The 20,804-nt window shown below is 61.9% G+C and carries 19 protein-coding genes and 1 pseudogene; 11 read left to right on the top strand and 9 right to left on the bottom strand.

The features are described 5' to 3' along the window. The first annotated feature begins 11 nt into the window (after positions 1 to 11). Positions 12 to 945 (top strand): annotated as a pseudogene (locus ACZ0AI_RS03025) (DUF1853 family protein). Here the strand turns inward: ACZ0AI_RS03025 and ACZ0AI_RS03020 are convergent. The 3 genes from ACZ0AI_RS03020 to ACZ0AI_RS03010 form a co-directional block, all read right to left on the bottom strand. After that, complete coding sequence (locus ACZ0AI_RS03020; protein WP_463564506.1) at positions 942 to 1,886, bottom strand: 1-aminocyclopropane-1-carboxylate deaminase/D-cysteine desulfhydrase; 945 nt, start codon at positions 1,884 to 1,886, stop codon at positions 942 to 944. The pseudogene ACZ0AI_RS03025 and the gene ACZ0AI_RS03020 sit on opposite strands and share 4 nt — an antisense overlap. A 43-nt stretch (positions 1,887 to 1,929) precedes the next feature. Then, on the bottom strand, positions 1,930 to 3,219 hold the full coding sequence (locus ACZ0AI_RS03015; RefSeq protein WP_463564505.1) for a chromosome partitioning protein ParA: 1,290 nt from the start codon (positions 3,217 to 3,219) through the stop codon (positions 1,930 to 1,932). A gap of 186 nt (positions 3,220 to 3,405) precedes the next feature. Further along, on the bottom strand, positions 3,406 to 5,442 hold the full coding sequence (locus tag ACZ0AI_RS03010; RefSeq protein ID WP_463566041.1) for an oxidoreductase: 2,037 nt from the start codon (positions 5,440 to 5,442) through the stop codon (positions 3,406 to 3,408). 195 nt (positions 5,443 to 5,637) lie between these two features. Here ACZ0AI_RS03010 and ACZ0AI_RS03005 point away from each other — a divergent pair, with 195 nt between their 5' ends. The 9 genes from ACZ0AI_RS03005 to ACZ0AI_RS02965 all read left to right on the top strand — a co-directional run bounded on the left by ACZ0AI_RS03005 (position 5,638) and on the right by ACZ0AI_RS02965 (position 13,021). Continuing rightward, positions 5,638 to 6,699: an AraC family transcriptional regulator gene (locus ACZ0AI_RS03005; RefSeq protein ID WP_463564504.1), complete on the top strand. Its 1,062-nt coding sequence runs from the start codon at positions 5,638 to 5,640 to the stop codon at positions 6,697 to 6,699. A gap of 202 nt (positions 6,700 to 6,901) precedes the next feature. Further along, positions 6,902 to 8,089 (top strand): PepSY-associated TM helix domain-containing protein, encoded by a 1,188-nt coding sequence (locus tag ACZ0AI_RS03000; protein ID WP_463564503.1) that lies wholly within the window; start codon positions 6,902 to 6,904, stop codon positions 8,087 to 8,089. Beyond that, complete coding sequence (locus ACZ0AI_RS02995; RefSeq protein ID WP_463564502.1) at positions 8,086 to 8,628, top strand: thiamine pyrophosphate-binding protein; 543 nt, start codon at positions 8,086 to 8,088, stop codon at positions 8,626 to 8,628. Before ACZ0AI_RS03000 ends, ACZ0AI_RS02995 begins: the two co-directional genes overlap by 4 nt. After that, the gene (locus tag ACZ0AI_RS02990; protein WP_463564501.1) at positions 8,628 to 8,954 is read left to right on the top strand and encodes a hypothetical protein; all 327 of its coding nucleotides are present in this window, start codon (positions 8,628 to 8,630) and stop codon (positions 8,952 to 8,954) included. Before ACZ0AI_RS02995 ends, ACZ0AI_RS02990 begins: the two co-directional genes overlap by 1 nt. After that, positions 8,951 to 9,517: a DUF6162 family protein gene (locus tag ACZ0AI_RS02985; RefSeq protein WP_463564500.1), complete on the top strand. Its 567-nt coding sequence runs from the start codon at positions 8,951 to 8,953 to the stop codon at positions 9,515 to 9,517. Before ACZ0AI_RS02990 ends, ACZ0AI_RS02985 begins: the two co-directional genes overlap by 4 nt. A gap of 36 nt (positions 9,518 to 9,553) precedes the next feature. After that, complete coding sequence (locus ACZ0AI_RS02980) at positions 9,554 to 10,486, top strand: metal ABC transporter substrate-binding protein (protein ID WP_463564499.1); 933 nt, start codon at positions 9,554 to 9,556, stop codon at positions 10,484 to 10,486. Then, positions 10,483 to 11,238 carry a metal ABC transporter ATP-binding protein gene (locus ACZ0AI_RS02975; RefSeq protein ID WP_463564498.1) on the top strand — a complete coding sequence of 252 codons (756 nt, stop codon included), beginning with the start codon at positions 10,483 to 10,485 and terminating at the stop codon, positions 11,236 to 11,238. Before ACZ0AI_RS02980 ends, ACZ0AI_RS02975 begins: the two co-directional genes overlap by 4 nt. Further along, positions 11,235 to 12,137, top strand: a complete 903-nt coding sequence (locus ACZ0AI_RS02970; RefSeq protein ID WP_225831547.1) for a metal ABC transporter permease — start codon at positions 11,235 to 11,237, stop codon at positions 12,135 to 12,137. Before ACZ0AI_RS02975 ends, ACZ0AI_RS02970 begins: the two co-directional genes overlap by 4 nt. After that, on the top strand, positions 12,134 to 13,021 hold the full coding sequence (locus ACZ0AI_RS02965; RefSeq protein ID WP_463564497.1) for a metal ABC transporter solute-binding protein, Zn/Mn family: 888 nt from the start codon (positions 12,134 to 12,136) through the stop codon (positions 13,019 to 13,021). The genes ACZ0AI_RS02970 and ACZ0AI_RS02965 overlap by 4 nt, the downstream gene beginning before the upstream one ends. Positions 13,022 to 13,338: 317 nt before the next feature. Here the strand turns inward: ACZ0AI_RS02965 and epsC are convergent, their stop codons facing one another. From epsC to ACZ0AI_RS02945, 4 genes are all read right to left on the bottom strand, one after another. Then, positions 13,339 to 14,301: a serine O-acetyltransferase EpsC gene (gene epsC / locus ACZ0AI_RS02960; RefSeq protein WP_463564496.1), complete on the bottom strand. Its 963-nt coding sequence runs from the start codon at positions 14,299 to 14,301 to the stop codon at positions 13,339 to 13,341. A 126-nt stretch (positions 14,302 to 14,427) separates the two neighbouring features. Further along, positions 14,428 to 16,503 (bottom strand): maltose alpha-D-glucosyltransferase, encoded by a 2,076-nt coding sequence (treS, locus tag ACZ0AI_RS02955; RefSeq protein ID WP_463564495.1) that lies wholly within the window; start codon positions 16,501 to 16,503, stop codon positions 14,428 to 14,430. A gap of 139 nt (positions 16,504 to 16,642) precedes the next feature. Next, complete coding sequence (locus tag ACZ0AI_RS02950; protein ID WP_463564494.1) at positions 16,643 to 16,999, bottom strand: c-type cytochrome; 357 nt, start codon at positions 16,997 to 16,999, stop codon at positions 16,643 to 16,645. 155 nt (positions 17,000 to 17,154) lie between these two features. Next, a complete protein-coding gene (locus ACZ0AI_RS02945; protein ID WP_463564493.1) occupies positions 17,155 to 18,042 on the bottom strand; it encodes an NAD(P)/FAD-dependent oxidoreductase in 888 nt (295 codons plus the stop codon). A gap of 145 nt (positions 18,043 to 18,187) precedes the next feature. On the opposite strand from ACZ0AI_RS02945, the gene ACZ0AI_RS02940 reads away from it, so the two are divergent. Then, positions 18,188 to 18,637: an Rrf2 family transcriptional regulator gene (locus ACZ0AI_RS02940; RefSeq protein WP_463564492.1), complete on the top strand. Its 450-nt coding sequence runs from the start codon at positions 18,188 to 18,190 to the stop codon at positions 18,635 to 18,637. A 16-nt stretch (positions 18,638 to 18,653) separates the two neighbouring features. Here ACZ0AI_RS02940 and ACZ0AI_RS02935 read toward each other — a convergent pair whose 3' ends face one another. Beyond that, positions 18,654 to 19,055 (bottom strand): hypothetical protein, encoded by a 402-nt coding sequence (locus ACZ0AI_RS02935; RefSeq protein WP_463564491.1) that lies wholly within the window; start codon positions 19,053 to 19,055, stop codon positions 18,654 to 18,656. Between the two features lie 69 nt (positions 19,056 to 19,124). Continuing rightward, positions 19,125 to 20,762 (bottom strand): methyl-accepting chemotaxis protein, encoded by a 1,638-nt coding sequence (locus ACZ0AI_RS02930; RefSeq protein ID WP_463564490.1) that lies wholly within the window; start codon positions 20,760 to 20,762, stop codon positions 19,125 to 19,127. Positions 20,763 to 20,804 lie beyond the last annotated feature (42 nt).

Genomic DNA, 20,804 nt, shown 5'->3' with positions numbered 1-20,804 from the left:
ATGCTTGCGGCATGAACCCTTTCGCTTGCCTCGCCGACCTGCCTCAACGCCTGACTCAGCCAGCGGTGCGGGATCTGGCCTGGACGCTGTTATCACCGCCCTTGCTCGCTCGCACGACTTGGCAACAGCGCCATCCGTTAATCGAAACGCCCTGGGCTGCTGAGCCGGGTCTGCTGGCGGACTGGTTACTGCGCCAGGATCAGGATTGCGTGCCCCTGCAAACCTGGTTGTCGCGCAGCTCGGTACGCCGCTTGGGCCTCTACTATGAACGCCTCTGGCAGTTCGCCCTGCACGCAGCACCCGGCGTCGAGGTGCTGGCTGCCAATCTGCCGATCCGCCAGGGCGGTCACACCCTTGGCGAGCTGGATCTGCTGTTGCGCGATGGCAGCGGCGTGCATCATCTGGAGTTGGCCATCAAGCTCTATCTGGGTGCGCCCTCGCCAGAGCCGGCACACTGGATCGGTTCCAGGCAGCCACGACCGCCTGGATATCAAACTCGACCATCTCACCACCCATCAATTGCCGTTGTCGGCACATCCCGATGCCCGCCCTGTTCTGGATGCAGTGACGGACAACCGTATCCAGGCGGCCATGTGGATCGGCGGCTATCTGTTCTATCCCCATGCCCGCCCCTGCTCGCCACCAGCAGGCGCCCATCCAGCGCATCTGCGCGGCACCTGGCTGCATCGGCGCGAATGGCCAGCGTTTCACGCAAAGGATAGGGACGCACGCTGGCAACCGTTGCCGCGCCACGCATGGCTTGCGCCTGCCCGTATGGCACAGCAGGAGAGCTGGTCGAGCTCTCGCCTACACGCCTGGCTGGACGAGCTACCCGAGCATGCCGACGCTCAGTTGCTGGTCGACTTACGACCCGATGCCACCGGCTATTTGCATGAGCGCCAACGCCTGTTTCTGGTCGACGACGATTGGCCTGTTCAGGGTTAAACGACAGAAGAACCAGGCGCGAGGGCCGCTCGTCTACCTTGCAACCCACCGGTATGCACAAAGATCAGTCGCGAGCCAGCCTCGATCACCCCACTGCCAATGGCTTCGCGCAAGGCCATTAGCGCCTTGGCGGTGTACAGCGGCTCCAGTGGTAAACCGCTCTGGGTTTCGCATTGAGCCATAAAGCCCAGTAGTTCGGCATCCTGCCGCGCGAAGCCACCGCGGCATGCATCGAACAACTGGTAGCCGGCATCGGCCAGACCCGCTTGCGCCAGCAATGCCTGCACCTGCTCCGGCACACCATGATCGAACGGCACCGCCAGTGCGGCATGAACAGGTCGTCGCCCACCTTCGCCCATCACCAACCCCGCCAGAGTGGTGCCGGTACCGGCAGCCAGCCACCAACCGTGATAATCGCTCCAGCCCAGCGACGGCAATTGCGCTGCCACCAATTCGACCAGATCGGCACAGCCCTGAGCGCCCGGCAAACCACCGCCACCTTCGGGCACCGTATAGAAATCGGGATAACGCGCCTGCCATTGCGTCCAGAAGCCCGCAAGGTGACGCTCACGATAGCCGCCATAACCCAGCCAATGAATCTGCATGCCGAAACGCTGCAAGTCACTGACGGTTGGCGTGCTCTGAGGGTGGCCGCGTAACAGACCGACGGTCGCGAACGAAAAACGCTGGCCGGCAGCAGCCAACGCATGCAGGTGGTTGGAATGGGCACCGCCCAGGCTGATGATGCCGCGAGCGCCCTGCTGCGCGGCGATGTGCAGGTGCGGAGCGAGCTTGAACCACTTGTTGCCACTGATCAGCGGATCGATCAGATCCAGCCGTAATACCGCCAACTCAACGCCAGCCAACCAATCGAATGAGAGATGCTGCAGCAGCGCATGGGCGCGCCAGCCACTGGCGAGAGCAAGGGAAAATGGACTCATGGAAACACGCGGTGGGACTAGCGAAAGGGCCTGCGAGTTTAACTCAGCCCACGGTACGCAGGCGCGCCGCAGCCTTGTGCAGCATGCAGCAGTTGGAGTCACCCAACACGAAGCGTCCCGGCGTTTCGATACGCTCCACCGCTACGTCGCAGCGCTGGCCGCTGGCCTGCAGGCCCTCGCAACGCGGGCGCTGGTAGTGCTCCAGCCATTGGCGGTATTGGCTTTCGGACACAAAGCATTTACTCGCCGCATACCCTAGGGGGCTGGCCAAATAGCGGTCGACATCCTGCAGCGGCACGGTGAGGTGGCCGGCACCCGGATGGAACACCACGAACACCACACCCTGCCCTGCCAGACGTTCGAGCACCTGATGGGCACCGCGCTGCGTGGCTTCTGCTTCATGACGCCGGGCCTGCTCTTCTGCCGCAGCCTGGGTAGCGATAAGGCGCGCACGCAGCTCTTCATCGAACTGCTCACGGAGGATTTCACGTTCGGTGCGTGCATGACGCTCTGCTGCGCGCAAACGAACTGCCATCTCGTCGCGCTCACTCTGCTGAATGGCAAGTTGCTCGGTCAGTTGTCCCTTGACGGTCTTGTTGAGCATTTCATGCTGACGTACAGCCTGTTGCAGTGCCTGGATCTGCCCCTGCAAGCCGGCAATTTGCGTTTTGGCCTGTAACGCGGCGGCAGCGAGCTCGGCCTGATGCTCCTGGCCCAAACTGGCAAGACGCTCACGCTGCTGCTTGACCAACTGCGCGGCCTTCTGCCGATAGTCGCGAGACAGCCGCTCGGCAAGCTTCTCGGCCAACTCCCGGGACGAGTCGGCGGCGTACCATTGATCCTCAGAGGCCACCTGCAGGCGTGCCGGAGAAACACTGCTGGCCTCCTCCTCGCGAAGCAGGATGCCGAGGCTGTTGAGTTTGACGGTGTCGCGCAGCAAGGCCAGGTCGTTGTTGCCTGCGGCCAGGCTTGGATCCCAGAGGTGCATCTGATGCCAGGACACCGGGCACTGGCTGCGGCAAGCAAGACGAATCGGCCCGCCACCCAGATCAGGGCCACGGCCAGCACGCTCGGCCAACTGCTGCAGCGGGATGTTCCAGCCGCTGTCGGGTGCGCCGCTTTCGTCGAAGTCTAGATAAAAGAACACAACCGAGCGAATCTGCAAGCGTGCATTGATCGTCATGTAGACGACACGAACCTGCTGGTCAGCGAAATCCGACATTTTCACCAAGCCATCGAGCAGCGTCTCGAATTCGGTGTAGAACATCTGCTTACTGATGCTGCCGTCATCAGCGAAAAACATCACGGCCTCAATCAGTTGCGGCTTGCTCATCGATGTTCTCCAGACAAATGACCGTTCTCGGTTGCACATTAGCTGCAGCGGTAAAATCTGCAGCTCAGCAAGTCTAGGCGAGAACGCGCCATCCACTGTGTGACACGGTTGGCAGTCACTCAGCCGCAGGACGAACGGCTAAGCCAAACTGTGACCTGCTCGGTAGAGCCTCCCGAAAGCAGCGCCTCAGAGAGCAGCGGCCAGACGCGAACCCTGATCGATGGCGCGCTTGGCATCCAGCTCGGCGGCCACATCTGCACCGCCGATCAGGTGCACCGCCTGCCCGGCAGCCACGAGTTCATCCTGCAGTTCGCGCAGCGGATCCTGCCCGGCGCAGAGAATCACCGTATCCACCGGCAACAGCTGCGGTTCGCCATCGGCGATGCGAATGTGCAGGCCCTCGTCGTCGACTTTCAGGTACTCGACGGCATTGAGCATCTGCACCCGCTTGTTCTTCAGCCCGGCACGATGGATCCAGCCGGTGGTCTTGCCGAGGCCGTCACCGACCTTGCTCTTCTTGCGCTGCAGCAGAAATACCTGGCGCGCGGCGGGTTCGACCTCGGCCTGAACACCGGCAACGCCACCCCGGGCCTGCAGGGCAGGGTCAATGCCCCATTCCTTCCAGAACGCATCACGATCCAGGCTGGTGGCCGCACCCGCGTGGGTGATGAACTCGCTGACATCGAAACCGATGCCGCCGGCACCGATCACCGCGACCGTTTGACCGACCGGCCGGCGTTGCAGGATGGCGTCCAGATAGCTGATCACCTTGGTATGCTCGATACCGGGAATCGCCGGAGTACGTGGCACGATACCGGTGGCGAGGATGATCTCGTCAAAACCAGCGGCGATCAGTTCCTCAGCGTTGACCCGCGTATTCAAACGCAGTTCGACGCCGGTGGTTTCCAGCTTGCGTTTGAAGTAGCGCAGGGTTTCAAAGAACTCCTCCTTGCCCGGCACTCGCTTGGCGACGTTGAACTGCCCGCCGATTTCCCTCGCCGAATCGAACAGAGTAACGCGATGACCGCGCTCGGCCGCTACCGTGGCGGCAGCCAGCCCGGCGGGGCCGGCACCGACCACGGCAATCGATTTCACCGCCGCGGTCGGCAGGTAATTCAGCTCGGTTTCATGACACGCACGCGGGTTGACCAGGCAACTGGTCAGCTTGCCGCCAAAGGTGTGGTCGAGGCACGCCTGGTTGCAGCCGATGCAGGTGTTGATTTCATCGCCACGACCAGCCGCCGCCTTGTTGACGAACTCCGGGTCGGCGAGAAACGGCCGGGCCATGGACACCATGTCGGCATCGCCCTCGGCCAGCACGCGCTCGGCCACTTCCGGGGTGTTGATACGGTTGGTGGTGATCAGCGGAATCGTCACCTCGCCACGCAGCTTGGCGGTGACCTTGGTGAAGGCTGCCCGCGGCACCTTGGTGGCGATGGTTGGAATACGCGCTTCGTGCCAGCCGATCCCGGTATTGATCAGGGTCGCCCCCGCGGCTTCGATGGCTTTGGCGAGCACGACGACTTCCTGCCAGTCACTGCCACCCTCGACCAGATCGAGCATCGACAGCCGGTAGATGATGATGAAGTCGCTGCCGACCGCCTCGCGCACCCGGCGCACGATCTCCACCGGTAGACGCATGCGGTTCTCGAAACTGCCGCCCCAGCGGTCGGTACGCTGGTTGGTGTGGGAAGCGAGGAACTGATTGATGAAGTATCCCTCGGAACCCATGATCTCGACACCGTCATAACCGGCTTGGCGCGCCAGTACCGCGCAGTTGACGAAATCAGCGATCTGCTTCTCGATGCCTTCTTCGTCCAGCTCCCGTGGCTTGAATGGGTTGATCGGCGCCTGAATGGCGCTCGGCGCAACCTGCTTGGGACTGTAGGCGTAACGGCCGGCGTGGAGGATCTGCATGCAGATCAGACCGTCGGCGGCATGCACCGCCGCGGTGACGATGCGATGTTTCTCGGCCTCTTCAGCGGTGTTCAGCTTGGCCGCGCCAGCGTATACCCCGCCCTCCTCGTTCGGCGCGATACCGCCGGTAACCATCAGGCCGACACCACCGCGAGCCCGCTCGGCAAAATAGGCCGCCATGCGTTCGAAACCGCCAGGTTTCTCCTCCAGCCCAGTGTGCATGGAGCCCATCAGGGTGCGATTTTTAAGGGTGACGAAACCCAGATCCAGCGGAGCGAGCAAATGCGGGTAAGCGGTCATGGTCATGCATCCATTGGCGTTGATCACGGGATGCCGCAGCCTCTGTGGGCAGCGGTCGATATGCGACAGACAATAGTGAAGCCACGACCCTCACTCAATGATCATAAATAACAACTTACTGATCCTGAGTAACACCAAAACTGGTGAGGTAGCGCAGGTCGAGATACTCTGCTGATCCTTCCACGAGCGTTGTCCGAGCCCATGAACCCCGCACGCATTCGCCTGGGCGATCTCTCCGTCGGCTTTCTGTACAGCCTGGCAGATGCCATTCGCCATCTGGGCCACGCGCCGCAAGCATTGCTGGAACAGTATGGTTTCGATGCCACACGCCTGGCCGAGCCCCGGGCACGGCTGTCGATTCCGCGTTATATGCACCTGGGTCACAGCGCCATCCGACTTACCGGTGAACCGGCGCTGGGTCTGCTGATGGGTCGGTTCGGCCGCCTGCATCAATTAGGCTTGGCGGGCGTTACCGCCGCCCAAGCCCCCACAGTGCGCGAAGCGGCACGTACGCTGATCCGCTTCGAACTGCTGTATGCCTCCAACTACCGCGGCCGCTCGACCCTTCAGGAAGACAGCAGCGGCGCCTGGCTACGCTTTCACTCGATCGGCCCGTACAACGCTTACAACCGCTTCGTGGTCGATTCGGTACTCGTGGGCTGGCTGCAGCAGCTGGGTACGCTCGTCGCCATGCCCCTGCAAGCCGAAGCACTACAGGTGGAGTTCTCACCCCCCACCTATGTTGAGCGCTATCAGCCCGAGTTCGGCTGCCCGCCCCTCTTCGATGCAGCCTTTAACGGCCTGCGGCTTGACCAACAAACGCTGAGCCTGCGCAATCCACAGCACTGCCCCGGTACCTGGCAGGAATTGCTGCAACTCTGTGAGCAGGAACTGCAGCGCCTGACCCGCACCCACAGCCTGCGTGAGCGGGTCAGCCAACTGCTCGGGCCACGTCTGCATGGCTGCGAGCCAGACATGGAGGAGATCGCCCGACAGCTGCAGCTACCGACCTGGACGCTGCGCCGACGTTTGGCCGAGGAAGGCACGCGTTTCAGTACCATCGTCAATGAAACTCGCCGCGACTTGGCCATTGCCTATGTACGCGACACCGAACTGTCGTTCGGCGAGATCGCCTATCTGCTTGGCTTCTCCTCGGCAGAGCCCTTCCAGCGCGCCTTCAAGCGGTGGCTGCAGCAAACACCGGGTGAGTTGCGTCGGACATGTCGAAAAGACAGCATCAGTACATCTGAATCTATGAAATAATTATTTTCATTTGCGGCTGCGGGTTTTACGCTTCTCATCCGTCTTAATAAGTAACCTACACACAAGAGTGCGATCGCAACACTCACCATCGGGTTTCCACCCTCGCAGGCCGTAAGGCAGGCGGGGTTTCGTCCGTTAATAAAAGTGCCTTTTTTCGCTGCTCCGCCCAGTGACTCATGGCCTTTCACAAGACTGATATTCCATGTCCAAGAAGTCGCGTTCAAAAATCTGGTTTCTCGTCCACAGCTGGCTCGCACTGCCCATCTGGTTCTTCGTGCTGATCGTCTGCGTCACCGGCACCCTGGCAGTGGTCAGCCAGGAAATCGTCTGGCTGGCCAACCCGGACGTACGCGCCACCAAACCGTCGGACGACGCAGAACTGATGACCTTTGGCGAAGTGCTGGCGGCGATCAACAAGGCCGAGCCGCAGACCATCGTGCAATCCATCAGCCGGCCGGACGAATCCCACTTTGCGCTTACCGCCAGGGTCGCCTACCCGGACGGCAGCACGCCGACGCTGTACGTCAATCCGTACACCGGCGACATCCAGGGCGTCAGTCCACAGTTCGACTTCCGCCAGTTCACCCGCGCCCTGCACGGCTGGTGGCTGGTGCCCTTCACCAATGGTTTCAGCTGGGGCTGGTACCTGGTGTCGATGATGGGCATCCCCATGCTGCTGTCGCTGATCACCGGCCTGGTGGTCTACAAGAAATTCTGGAAAGGCTTCTTCAAACCGCGTTTGCGCTTCAACCAGGGCGCGCGGATCTTCTGGGGCGACTTTCACCGCCTGAGCGGTATCTGGTCGATCTGGTTCATCGCCGTGGTGTCGATCACTGGCATCTGGTTCCTGATCCAGGCGATCCTGTTCGACAACCAGATTTCCATCTCGACCGAGGGCGTGCCTGCCGTGGTCGCACGTGAAGACGTGCCCAATGTCAGACCCGGCGAGCCGATCCCCATGATCGGTCTGGACGAAGCAGCGCAGATTGCCATCAGCAAGGTGCCGAGCCTGGACGTGAGCTTCACCCGTTTGCCGAGCAACGCCTACGACCACATATCCGTGAGCGGTCGCGGCTGGTACCCGCTGATGTTCCAGAGCGCCTCCATCAACCCTTACACAGGCGAAGTGGCGCAACAGCGCCTGCTGGAAGATCGCTCCAAACTGGAGTTCGTCACCGAATCCATGCGCCCGCTGCACACCGGCGACTTCGGCGGCATCTGGATCAAGATGATCTGGTTCTTCTTCGGCCTGATGCTCAGCATGATGGTACTTAGCGGCCTGCTGATCTGGACAAAACGCACCGCCCAGGCCACCGCCAAGGTGATCAAGCGGCCGGCCCGCAGCCGAGCAACCAATACCAGCAGCGACAACACGGAGGTGAAGGCATGAGCAAGGCCGTTGCCGCACAACCAGCCTCGCCCCTGAGCCGCCTCTGGCACAAGTGGCGCTTCCACATCAACATCCTGCTAGTGCTCATCCCGCTGGGGTTCATGCCCAAGTACTTCGCCGATGTCGCGCTGTTCACCGGCACCAGCGGTCTGGGCGAACGCATGATCGGTGAAGTGGCGGTGGGCCCCTGGTCGATCCGTCTGGCCGAATTTCGTGCTGGCCCACCAGAGCTCGATGGCCCAGCCGGTTACATGAAATCCTTCAATGCTGCGCTGTGCACCGAATGCGCCAGCCAGGTCAAGGCCACCTACCTGCGCATCGGTAAACCACGCAGCTTGCGCGCCGCGGGTGGCATATTCTTCGGTAGCGCCCACCGCATGGGAGCCACTGTGCCATTACCGGCCCGCACCAAGCCCGACGCCGAACTGTGGATCACCATGGAGGGCTGGGATGGCTCCATGCACCAAGCTGCCGTGCCGCTCGAACAGGCGTCGCCGTCCACCGTCGCCTGGCTGAAGAAACAACAAGGAGGCAAATAATGATCAACTCTAAATCCCTACGTCTGGCCACAGGCGTCGCCCTGCTCTCGCTCAGCGGTGTAGCCCTGGCGCACAACCCGATGTGCCAGTGCGAAGACATCGACGCCGAGAACATCCGCTGCACCGGCGGTTTTTCCGATGGTAGCGGAGCTGCCGGCGTGACCCTGGACGTGATCGGCTACGACGAAAGCATCCTGGTACCTGGCAAGTTGGCCGAAGACTCGACCATCACCTTCAAGCGCCCTGAGGGCGAGTTCTACGTGCTGTTCGATGCAGGCCCCGGCCACATCGTGGAAATCGACCACACCGAAATCGAGGCCCCATGACGGTTCAGGTCGTACGCCCCGCTGGTGCTGGTCATGAAACCCTCTACGTACTGCTGCTGTGCCTGGTCATCCTACTGGCCGCCGGCTCGGTAGTGGCCTGGCATGGCGAAACGGAAAGCGAAACCAGCATCGAGAGCCATCAGATAGATGCCCGTCGTGATCTCACCGCCGCCGAACAGGGCATCTACGCCGATCTGCGCGTGGCCGCTGACGAGATCCGCATCCGTCGTGACGAAGAACAGGCGCTGCTGAGCCCCGCCGAGCTGGCCGACGAAGGCTTTCCGCCGTTCGCCGCCGATGCCAGCGCGACTAGCCGTGGCAGCCACCAATGGCAATTGCTGCCCAGTGACGAGGCGGCCTATTTCGGTGCCAGCCAGGTTCTGGACGTAGCCGGTTCGATGCTCATGCTGGTCGACGCCGAGCACGAGCAGGCCGACGTCTGGCTCAACCGCACAAACGCCAGTGCGCCTTCCAGTCTGGACGCGCAAAGCCTGATCACTGCCGGCTGGCAGCAGATCGCCTCCCAGTACGACGCAGGTGTGACCCGGCAACATCGCCACTGATCACCTCCGATTCACCCGACAGAAGACCGCCCGCCAATGCCCATTTTCCGCCCCTCCCGCGCACGTCCCCTGCTGTCACGCCTGACCATCGGCCTGTCCGCCCTGCTGTTGCTCGGTGCTGCCAGCGCTGCTGATGCCAAGCTGCGTATCGGCATCACCCTGCACCCCTATTACAGCTACGTGAGCAATATCGTCGGCGACAAGGCCGAAGTGGTGCCGCTGATTCCGGCCGGTTTCAACCCCCATGCCTACGAGCCACGCTCGGAAGACATCAAGCGTATCGGCTCGCTCGACGTAGTGGTGCTCAACGGCGTCGGCCATGACGACTTTGCCGACCGCATGATCGCCGCCAGCGAGAAACCGGATATCGAGGTCATCGAAGCCAACGCCAACGTGCCGCTGCTGGCTGCCACCGGCATCGCCGCACGCGGCGCCGGCAAGGTGGTCAACCCGCACACCTTCCTGTCGATCAGCGCCTCCATCGCGCAGATCAACAATATTGCCCGTGAGCTGGGCAAGCTCGATCCGGACAATGCCAAGACCTACACGCAGAACGCCCGCGCCTACGGCAAACGCCTGCGCCAGCTGCGCGCCGATGCCCTAGCGCAACTGACCGAGGCGCCGAACGCCGACCTGCGTGTGGCCACCGTGCACGCGGCCTACGACTACCTGCTGCGCGAATTCGGCCTGGAAGTCACCGCGGTGGTGGAACCGGCACACGGCATCGAGCCGAGCCCGAGCCAGTTGAAGAAGACCATCGACCAGTTGCGTGAACTGGACGTGAAAGTGATCTTCTCCGAACTGGACTTCCCGTCCACCTACGTCGACACCATCCAGCGCGAGTCGGGCGTCAAGCTTTACCCGCTCTCACACATTTCCTACGGCGAATACAGCGCCGAGAAGTACGAGAAGGAAATGACCAACAACATGAACACCGTGGTGCGCGCTATTCAGGACGCCGGCAAATGACCGTGGCCGAAAACCTGAGCGTGACCGCTATCGGCCCGACTATCGACTTCGAGCAGGTCAGCCTGGTGCTGGGCCGCACGAAAATCCTCGAGAATGTCAGTTTTCAGGTCAAGCCAGGCAGTGTGCATGCCCTGGTCGGCCCCAACGGCGGCGGCAAGAGCTCACTGATCAAGACCCTGCTCGGCCAGATGCCCCACCAGGGCAAACTCAGCCTGGAGTGGCCCGACGCCGTCGGCACCATCGGCTACGTGCCTCAAGCCCTGGAATTCGACCGTGGCCTACCGATGACCGTGGACGACTTCATGGCCGCCATGTGCCAGCGCCGCCCGGCCTTTCTCGGCCTGTCGAAACACTACGCCAAGGACATCAATGAGGCCCTGGAGCGGGTCGGCATGCTGGAAAAGCGCAAGCGACGCATGGGCGCCTTGTCTGGTGGTGAGCGCCAGCGCGTGCTGCTGGCCCAGGGGCTGATCCCAGCGCCGCAACTGCTGGTACTCGACGAGCCGATGTCGGCACTGGACGAAGCCGGCATTCAGGTCTTCGAACGCCTGCTCGGTGATTGGCGCCGCGCCGGCATCAGCGTCCTGTGGATCGAGCACGACCTGGAAGCGGTCAAGCGCCTGGCCGATCGCGTCACGGGGCTTAGCCGCCGCGTGCTGTTCGACGCACCGCCCGCTGAAGCCTTGACCCCAGAGCGCCTGCTCAGCCTGTTCTCCACCCATGTACGCGCTGCGGAGACCTCGCCGTTATGATCGACTACGAACAGTTCCGCATGATGATTCAGGGCTGGGCGTCCGCCGGCTATCTACCTGAAGCACTGGTCTATGGTTTCGTCATCAACGCCCTGCTCGCCGGCTTGCTGATCGGCCCGGTACTGGGCGGCCTCGGCACCCTGGTGGTGGTCAAGCGTTTCGCCTTCTTCTCCGAAGCGGTCGGCCACGCGGCACTCACCGGTGTGGCCATCGGCATCCTGCTCGGCGAGCCCTACACCGGCCCTTACGGCGCCCTGTTCGGCTACGCCCTGCTATTCGGCATCCTGCTCAACTACCTGCGCAATCGCACCGGCCTGGCACCGGACACGCTGATCGGTGTGTTCCTCTCCGTTTCCCTGGCCATGGGCGCCAGCCTGCTACTGATTCTCGCCGGGCGCATCAACGTGCACATTCTCGAGAACGTGCTGTTCGGCTCGGTACTGACGGTCAATGGCACCGACCTGCTGGTGCTACTGGTGGTCGGCTCGCTGGTCATGGCCCTGGCGTTGCCGCTGTACAACCGCATCATGCTGGCCAGCTTCAACCCACAACTGGCGGCCGTGCGCGGCGTGGCCGTGAAGACCCTGGATTACCTGTTCGTGATCCTGGTGACGCTGATCACCGTGGCTGCGGTCAAGGTGATCGGCGCCATTCTGGTCGGTGCCCTGCTGGTCATTCCGGCTGCAGCGGCGCGACTCCTCAGCCAGTCACTGAAAGGTTTTTTCTGGCTCTCGGTGCTGATCGCCACCGTCAGCACACTGCTCGGCATACTCATGCCCATCTTGCTGGATCTGCCGATCCCCTCCGGTGCCGCAATCATCATGATCGCGGGCATCGCCTTCGCCCTCGCCGCCATCGCGCGCGGCGTCGTACCAAGCTTGAAAGGGAACCTGGGATGACCCATCGCCTCCATCAATTCGGCCTCGCCGTGCTCCTCAGCCTGCCCGGCCTCGCCCTGGCCAAGGACGTCAGCGTTCTGGTCTCGCAACCCATCACCTTCGGTCTTGCCAGCGATCTGCTGGAAGGCACCGCCGTGCGCATCGAACGCGCCGCCCCCGCGAACCTTCCGGCCAGCCGCCAGGTGTCGTATTTCGCTGGCCGTGGCGCTGCTGCGCTGCAGAAGGTCGCAGCGGATGCCGACGCAGCCATTGGCCTGCGCTCGCTGTGGTCGGAGGACCCGCTCTACCCCATGGCCCGGCGCAGCAATATCCGCATCGTCGAAATCGACGCGGCGCGTCCGGTGGACGGTGCCCTGCCCGGCATCGCTACCCAGGCCGAAAGCGCGGACGACAACGACCTGGCCGGCCACCCGTGGCTGGCGATCAATAATATGGGGCGTATGGCCGACGTGATGGCTGCCGACCTGGTACGCCTCGCACCAGACGCCAAAGGCAAGGTCGAGCAGAACCTGGCCACCATCAAGCAGCGGCTGCTCAAGCTCAATGCACACAGCGAGGCCGAACTGGCCAAGGCCGACAACCTGTCGGTCTACAGCCTTACCAATCGCCTGGATTATCTGGTCAGTGGCCTCAACCTGGATCTGGTCAGCAGCGACAGCCGTGACGACCGCGAATGGGATGCCGAGTCCTTGAAAGCACTGACCACCGCATTGAAGGACGATGACGTGGCATTGGTGCTGCATCACCGCCAACCGCCGCAACCGGTAGCGGATGCGGTCAAGGCTGCCGGTATCCCGCTGCTGGTGCTGGAAACCGAAAGCGACGATCCGCTGGCTGAGCTGGAAGGTAACGTCGAGAGCCTGGTGAAAGCCCTGACGCAGTGACAACCTGTCGAAAGCGCCAGCGCTAAAACAGCGCAGCAACGAAAAGGCCCGATGCATACGCATCGGGCCTTTTCTTTTGATTTCTGGCAAATGGGTTGTACGGATTACCGTTCAAGCCCCGGTCTTGCCGCAAACAAGCAGTTACAGCTCGGTTGCATCTTCAGCGAACTCGGGCACGTCCTGTTCCAGGGCGCGGGACTCGAGCAACTCTTCCTGATAATCATCCATCTCTCTTCTCCTTTCTTTTCTCTTTGGTCTCGCAGCGAGTCTATGAAATTTGCGTGACTATCCTGTGACACAGATCAAGCCATGTCAGTTCAGCATTCACGTTGCTGAGCGCTGGCCTGAGACACATTACTCCCAGGCTCGACACTGCGGGTGAGCCAGACGTTACCGCCGATTACCGAGCCCTTGCCGATGGTGATGCGGCCCAGAATGGTGGCGCCGGCATAGATCACCACATCGTCTTCGACGATCGGGTGGCGCGGCTGGCCCTTGTGCAACTGCCCGCTTTCGTCACTGGTGAAGCGCTTGGCGCCTAGGGTAACGGCCTGGTAGATACGCACATGATTGCCGATGATCGCGGTCTCGCCGATCACCACACCCGTGCCATGGTCGATGAAGAAGCTGTGGCCGATCTGCGCACCCGGATGGATGTCGATGCCAGTGGCGCCGTGGGCGGTTTCTGCGGCGATGCGCGCCAGCAGCGGCAAACCTGTGCGGTACAAATGATGAGCCAGACGGTGATAGATCACCGCCAGCACGCCGGGGTAACAGAGCAGCACCTCGTCTACGCTGCGCGCCGCCGGGTCGCCGTTGAAAGCAGCCACCACATCCTGATCGAGTAGCCGGCGCAGCGCCGGCAACGCCGCGGCAAAATCACGAACGATAGCAACCGATTGCTGATCAACCCGTTCTACGCCCTCGCCACGCTGACGCGCGGCATAACGCAGTTCCAGGCGAACCTGCGCGACCAAGCTATTGAGTGCGCGATCCAGCGTGTGACCAACGTAATAGTCCTCGCTTTCCTCACGTAGCTCAGGCGGCCCAAGGCGCATTGGAAACAATGCACCGCACAGCCCGCTAAGCACTGCGGCAACCGCCTGCCGTGACGGCAGCTCACGGCCGCCGAGCTCAGGATCGCGGCCAGAGCGGTTGCGCCACTCGGCGCGGGCCGCACGTAAACCAGCAACGGTCTGCTCCAGTTGCCAATTGATCGAATGGGATGAACCTTCTGCTTCCGTGCCACCGGCATTGCTGGTGGCAAACTCGCTGTTCATTGAAACCTCAACTCAAACTGCGACCGGCACCCATGGCCAGCCCCTATGGGGATGGACGATACGGTGTGCCAGCGCACGCCCTCAAATATCCAATGATTATGTGCTTAGCCCGAAAAGGAATATGCATCAGTGATCCAATGGTGCGATCCCCGGCGCCATGCTGGCGATACGCAGCGCCAGCCCCTCATAAGGTTCGAGCTGGATATGCAGTTCACCGTCAGCGGATAAATCACCGATCAGCCGCTCATGAATGATATCCACCACCGGCCCTGGCTCGACATGCTCCAGGGTGATCACCTCGCTCAGCGCCTCGGCACCAAAATTCAGCGCCGTGACCTGAATGCCACGCCCGGCTGGCAGCTCATGCACCATGATCAACAGCGCCGGATGGTTAGTCACCGGCACAGCGATTTGCCGGCTGGACGCCACGCCATGGGAACGCCGCGCTGCGAACATGCGCCGCGCCTGGGAGGCGAACGACTGCGGATCGAGCAGCTGCTCGCTAAGGCTGCCGTACAGATGACGGGCACGCGGCAGGCCCTCGGCGGAAAGCTCCGACTCAGCGTCCAGATCGACCAGGTCATAGCCACCACGGTTGATCCAGCGTGTGTCGCCATCGGCAACCAGTTCGGCCACCTGCTCTGGATCGAGCGGCAATGCGCCGACCAGATCCCAACCGGACAAGGCAACCACACCCGGCTGCATGGCGTTGAACATCAGCAGGAGCAGATGCACGCGGCGAATCTGCTCGATGTCGGCATCGGTAATGGCATTCAGATCACGGATGCCCAGCGCCGCGGTGATGATACTCACCGTGGTGCAGGCCACACCGTTGGTGACGAATTTCAGGTTATAAGGCGCATGCTCGCCGGTCAGGCGCTCGTACATCTCGCCGCGAATGTGCTCGCGCAGGATGCTGCCAGGCAGGCTCTGCCCACGGAACACGTAGGTATCGTTGGCGTGCAGCGTCCAGAAATGCACCAGTTCCAGAGTCAGTTCGTCGTGGTTCTGCAGCGCGTGGATCAGCGACGCAGGGTCGATGCCGAAATCGTGCATCTGCTGCATCATCAGACGCAGGAACTCCACCTCGCCGGTCAGCAGCGCATGCTGGTAGGCAGGCCGGGTGATGAAGTCGTAAGACAGATCCGCGCCGCCCTGAGACATCGCAGCGATATCATCCAGGGTCAGGTTCAATTCCTGGAAGCTGAACGCCCCGGCCTTGCGGATCATGCCGGCAAGCAGCTGGTTACCGGTCAGCGACAGCGGATGGCTTTCCGACCAGGCGTTGCCATGGCTGCGCCGCTCGACACCGAGGAAGCCGTTGGCGTCCAGGCGTAGCACCCGTGAACCAATCACGTCGATGGCATGCAGCGACTCGCCAGTGACCAACTGCTGGGCAGCGAAGGTTGGATCCAGCCAGTTGAGCGAGGGCTGGCCCTCTTTGAAATAGTGCAGGTACACCCAGCGCCGCATCTTGCCGTCCACGCCGGTAATCTCGCCGGTGGCGCTCCAGTCGGTTTCCTTGACGCCCGGCTCGAAGAAGATCACCCGCTGCAATTGGCCGACGATGTAATGCTTGTCACGCAGGGCATCGACCACCACCGGCGAGAGGTTCACCGAGTCACGGCCTTCGGGAAGCGGCGGCAGCAACACCCAATCGGCTTCGGCAATCTCCACCATGTGATAGAGGCCGGGGTAATCGCCGTAGGCCATTTCTGCCAGACGAAAATCCGCGCCCTTGCCGGTGTGCGACGGAATCGAGTCATCGATGGTGACCGCATTGTGCGCAGCCGCCACACGGCTCAGGTGAACCAGTTGTTCTTCGCTGCCGTACTGCGGGTCGATCTCCAGGCTGATGCGATCGAAGTTGCCATCCACAGTTGGGGTGTATTCACGCCCCTGCAACCCGCCCGCACGCCGCAGCGGCCCGGTATGGATGCCCTGCACGCCCAGCTCGGAGAGTGCTGCCCACAGGCGTTCATCGCCGAGCGCCTGAAGCACAGAGCCGTCTGGGGCGGTAATGATCGACGCCGGATAGACCGCCAGCCACACCGAAGCGACCGCCGTGACGCTACGTGGGCGGGCCAGCGCATAGGGTTGCTGCCAAAGCCGCGCTTGCCCCGAATAGAGACGCGTACGCTGGCGGGCCGCATGCAGCATGGACTGCTCGACCAACCAGTTGATCTGTTCTTCGTCTGCCATAGCGATCCCGAGAGTTGAGAGGGCGGATCGCGAACGGCCAGGCCGTCCGCCGGTTGAAAAGTCTGTGTATTTTCAGAACCGGCATGCGGGGCTTCGTTCAGACTGAATGGCTGACGCGCGGCATAAGAGCGCCTAGGCGCTACTGTTTCTGGTGAGACTCGAGGTAGAGCAACAGGTTGTCGATTTTCTGCTGATCGCCAATGCCCCAGAAGCGCATCTTGTTGCCGGGCACGACCTCGTCGGAATCCTTGATGAAGGCGCTGAGGGTTTCTCGACTCCAGACCACGCTGGAGTCCTTCATGGCCGGCGAATAGCGGTAGTCGCTCGTCGACCCGGCCTCACGGCCAACGATGCCGTTGAGCTGCGGGCCAAAGGCTGCGCGGGCGCCTGGCCCAACATTGTGGCAATTGCCACAGTTGCGCTTGAACAACGCCTCACCTGCGGCGATATCCGCTTCGGCATGAGCCAGGCCTGCGGCGCACAGCAAGGCAGCCACTGCGAGCAAGCAGTGGCTGACAAGACGTTGGAGAGTTCGGTAGCGAGTGGCTTTATTGAGACGGAAACCAGGCATCTGCACGGGACAATTCGGTCATGGCAAAGGAACCGACAGTATGCCTCAGCGCTGGAGCCGATTCATTGATCTGCGCCCCTCTAGCGGAAGATCAGCGACTGATGAGCGCCCGCCCCTGCCCTTGCGCCGGTTCCTACCGCCAATGCCACGGAGCCCGCGGCCAGGGCTGCGTCGCCGCATGCGAATACACCCGGCACGCTGGTTTCTTGCGTCTCGGACGTTTGCAGATACGGGCCCATCGGGCCATCGGCAAGCGTGCAACCCAACTGCTCGGCCAGCGGACTGTTCTGGTGGGTACGTGGCATCACGAACAGGCCGTCAACGGCAACGCTGCGGCCATCGGCCAGGTTGATATCGACCCGCTCGCCGCTGATCGACCTCACCCGCTCCGGCTCAACCACCACGCCTCGGTTTGCCAGCTGTTCGAGTTGCTCGGTGTCGGGGGCAAAGACGCCATTGGTGAAAAATGTCGTGCTACCCCAGTCAGGCAACATCATCGCGTGGTGTATCGACATCGGCGAGACGGCCAGTACGCCGATGCGGCCCTGATCGAGCTCATAACCATGGCAGTAGGGACAATGAAAAACACTGCGTCCCCAGCGCTCGACCAGACCGTCGATGGCCGGCAGCTCGTCACGCACGCCACCGGCTAGCACCAGACGCCGCCCGGACTGCGTTTGCCCGTTGGCCAGCGTCACCTCAAAGGCGTCGCTGCCACCACGCACCTCGGCCGCTTCACCGACCAGCCAGGTCACGTTCGGGTAGTCCATCAGCTCGGCGCGGCCATCGGCAGCAATGTCTGCAGGCGGTCGTCCATCCTGGCCAAGAAAGCCATGGGAATGGCTGGCGAAGCGATTGCGCCGCACGCCGCCGTCGATCACCAGCACCCGACGGCGCGCGCGTGCCAGCTGTAGTCCCGCGGACAAGCCGGCATAGCTGCCGCCAATAATGATTGCGTCATAACTCATGGCATCACTCCTCCATGCCGAGCCCGGTTAAGCCCAGGCCATCACGAAACACCATAAGTTACGTAATGTGGTCACGTCAACTCTCGTAACTTTACTCATTACGAACCATACTTCCGTCTCAACGCCGCTCTACCTCGAGATGCTCATGAGAAACGACACCCGCTTGTCACGCATGCTGCACGTGCTGATCCATATGGATCGCCATGAGCAGCGCACCACGTCGGAAACCATCGCCAGGATGCTGGAAACCAATCCCGTGGTAGTGCGCCGAACCATGGGCCTGCTGCGCGACAAGGGATACGTGACCTCGGACAAGGGCCACAACGGCGGCTGGGCGCTGGCCAAGCCATTGGCGGATATCACCCTGCTGGATATTCACGAGGCACTGGGCACGCAGTCGATCTTCAGTATTGGCCTGGCCGCTGAACACCCTCAGTGCCTGGTTGAACAAGCGGTCAACAGCGCCCTGGCTCAAGCCTTCGACGAGGCACAGGCACTACTGTTGCAACGGTTATCGATGATTACCGTGGCCGCTCTGGCCGCTGATTTCGACGCGCGCTATCAGGCGCTGGGGGCGGACTGCCGAAACCTTTAGGCGTCTGCCGTGGAATTCAAAGATCGCGAAACAGATCGTTGGCGTTGAGCAGCGCGTAGGCGATTTCCGGGCGCCGCTCCAGGCCCCGGCGAATGGCCGCTGGAATGGCTTGGCGAGTTTTGCGGCACAGGCCGGGAAAGGTCGTCACCTCAATGGCAATCCCGCGCATGCTGCGCACTTCATTGAAGCCGGGAGCGACTTCTACGCGAATGCCCAGTTGCTCGAACATACGCTGCTGCATACGCTCGAGGTCTTCCAGGCTGGCAAGATTTTCCAGACGCTCGAGCAGGCGTTTCTCCTCTGCCTTGGTCAGCATCAGGATGCGCTGATCGCCGCTGGCAGTTTCCAGCAGTTGTTCACGCTCGCAGTCGCAAGCGCCAGGCGGACAGGGATGGCGGATCGGCGTCGATAGGCTCATGGCCTGCATCATAGCCAGGCTAGCGGCTCATTGACCATGGTCACTGAGCCGCTAGCCCGCTCACTCATGTCACGCACTCAACTTGAATCGGCCTACCAGCGTATTGAGCCCCTGGGCCAGACGAGCCAGTTCGCTGCACGCCGCTGCCGTCTGGTCGGCGCCGGAAGCGCTCTGGATCGACAGATCGCGGATGCTCACCAGGTTGCGGTCGACCTCACGGGCAACATGGGCCTGCTCTTCTGAAGCGGTGGCGATCTGCAGGTTGCGCTCATTGATCATGCCGATGGAGTCGACGATCTGCCCCAAGGCGTTGCGCGCCTCATCGGCGACCTGCAGGGTATTGGTCGCCTCCTGACTGCTGGTACGCATGGTTTGCACAGCCTTCTCGGTACCGGCCTGAATTGCGGCGATCATCTGTTCGATTTCCTGGGTAGAAGCAGAAGTACGGTGGGCCAGGCCACGAACCTCGTCCGCCACTACAGCAAAACCACGGCCATGGTCACCGGCCCGCGCGGCCTCGATGGCCGCGTTGAGCGCCAGCAGGTTGGTCTGCTCGGCGACGTTGCGAATCACGTCAAGCACCTTGCTGATATCACGCGCCTGATTGGCAAGCCCCTGAACCTGATCGGATGCCTCAACCACATTGCCCGACAACTGACGAATCGCCGCCACCGTGCGCGCCACATGCTGGTTACCGGCATTCGCCGATAGGGTCGAATCGCGCGCTGCATCAGAGGCGCCACTGGCATTGCGCGATACCTCTTCGACCGCCGCACTCATCTCGGTAACTGCGGTGGCGGCCTGGTCGATCTCGGCATTCTGGCTCTGCAAACCGCGAGTGCTCTCCTCCGTCACCGAGGCCATTTCCTCTGCAGCCGCGGCCAGTTGCGTGGACGAATCACTGATCTGGCGGATCGCCTCGTTGAGGTTCTTCTGCATGGTCGCCTGGGCGGCCAGCAGGCGCCCCGCTTCGTCCTTGCCGCTGACTTGAACGGTGCGGGTCAGGTCACCGGAGGCGATGGTCTCGGCGCTGACCAGTGCTTCGTTGATCGGCGCGGCGATAGAGCGCGTCAGCAAGGTTGCCAGCAATACAGTCAGCAGCACAGCGACGGAGATGGTCACCACCACGCCGGTACGCCCATGCTCATAGGTTTTACTGGCGGTAAGCCCGGCCTGTTTGGCGCCCTGCATGTTGTAGGCAGTCAATTCGTCAAGCTGCTGCTGAAGAGCAGTGCCGTCATTGCGCACCTGGCCGTTAGCCAGATCAAGGGCTTGCTGGATCTGCGTCTGGTGCAGCAGGTCAACGATCTGCTGCTGGCCACTGAGATAGGTTTGCGTACTGGTGCGCACATGCTCGAAAAGGGTTCGCTCGGCAGGGCTAGAAACCAGGTGATCGCCATACTGCTGCAGCGCCTGCTGGAGGGCTGTGCGGTAGCTTTGCGCAGCACTTTCATCGATCGATTTCTGCCCGGTGCTTTCACCAACGGCCAGCAGCCTCAGGGTTTCCAGGCGAATGTTGAGCAGATCCTTCTGCATCTCGCTGGTGGCCTGGATGCTGACCATCCAATTGGCTTCGATATCCTGCTCGGCCTCGTACAGGTCACCCAACTTGAATAGCGAGAACGTCCCCAATACCACGACCAGTAAGGTAATGAGGGCGAAACAAAAAGCGGCACGGGGGGCGATATTGAAATTACGAAGGTTCATGGCGGCACCGGATGACTAGAGCGTTTTAACCAACCACTCCTT

The organism is Pseudomonas sp. AC355 (assembly GCF_979258205.1).
The sequence above is the reverse complement of the archived record's forward strand: the minus strand, read 5'-3'. Positions and strand labels throughout refer to the sequence as shown.

Coding starts and splice junctions, on each gene's coding strand:
- ACZ0AI_RS03020 (WP_463564506.1), bottom strand. CDS start 1,886: ATGAGTCCATTTTCCCTTGCTCTCGCCAGTGGCTGGCGCGCCCATGCG.
- ACZ0AI_RS03015 (WP_463564505.1), bottom strand. CDS start 3,219: ATGAGCAAGCCGCAACTGATTGAGGCCGTGATGTTTTTCGCTGATGAC.
- ACZ0AI_RS03010 (WP_463566041.1), bottom strand. CDS start 5,442: ATGACCATGACCGCTTACCCGCATTTGCTCGCTCCGCTGGATCTGGGT.
- ACZ0AI_RS03005 (WP_463564504.1), top strand. CDS start 5,638: ATGAACCCCGCACGCATTCGCCTGGGCGATCTCTCCGTCGGCTTTCTG.
- ACZ0AI_RS03000 (WP_463564503.1), top strand. CDS start 6,902: ATGTCCAAGAAGTCGCGTTCAAAAATCTGGTTTCTCGTCCACAGCTGG.
- ACZ0AI_RS02995 (WP_463564502.1), top strand. CDS start 8,086: ATGAGCAAGGCCGTTGCCGCACAACCAGCCTCGCCCCTGAGCCGCCTC.
- ACZ0AI_RS02990 (WP_463564501.1), top strand. CDS start 8,628: ATGATCAACTCTAAATCCCTACGTCTGGCCACAGGCGTCGCCCTGCTC.
- ACZ0AI_RS02985 (WP_463564500.1), top strand. CDS start 8,951: ATGACGGTTCAGGTCGTACGCCCCGCTGGTGCTGGTCATGAAACCCTC.
- ACZ0AI_RS02980 (WP_463564499.1), top strand. CDS start 9,554: ATGCCCATTTTCCGCCCCTCCCGCGCACGTCCCCTGCTGTCACGCCTG.
- ACZ0AI_RS02975 (WP_463564498.1), top strand. CDS start 10,483: ATGACCGTGGCCGAAAACCTGAGCGTGACCGCTATCGGCCCGACTATC.
- ACZ0AI_RS02970 (WP_225831547.1), top strand. CDS start 11,235: ATGATCGACTACGAACAGTTCCGCATGATGATTCAGGGCTGGGCGTCC.
- ACZ0AI_RS02965 (WP_463564497.1), top strand. CDS start 12,134: ATGACCCATCGCCTCCATCAATTCGGCCTCGCCGTGCTCCTCAGCCTG.
- epsC (WP_463564496.1), bottom strand. CDS start 14,301: ATGAACAGCGAGTTTGCCACCAGCAATGCCGGTGGCACGGAAGCAGAA.
- treS (WP_463564495.1), bottom strand. CDS start 16,503: ATGGCAGACGAAGAACAGATCAACTGGTTGGTCGAGCAGTCCATGCTG.
- ACZ0AI_RS02945 (WP_463564493.1), bottom strand. CDS start 18,042: ATGAGTTATGACGCAATCATTATTGGCGGCAGCTATGCCGGCTTGTCC.
- ACZ0AI_RS02940 (WP_463564492.1), top strand. CDS start 18,188: ATGAGAAACGACACCCGCTTGTCACGCATGCTGCACGTGCTGATCCAT.
- ACZ0AI_RS02935 (WP_463564491.1), bottom strand. CDS start 19,055: ATGAGCCTATCGACGCCGATCCGCCATCCCTGTCCGCCTGGCGCTTGC.
- ACZ0AI_RS02930 (WP_463564490.1), bottom strand. CDS start 20,762: ATGAACCTTCGTAATTTCAATATCGCCCCCCGTGCCGCTTTTTGTTTC.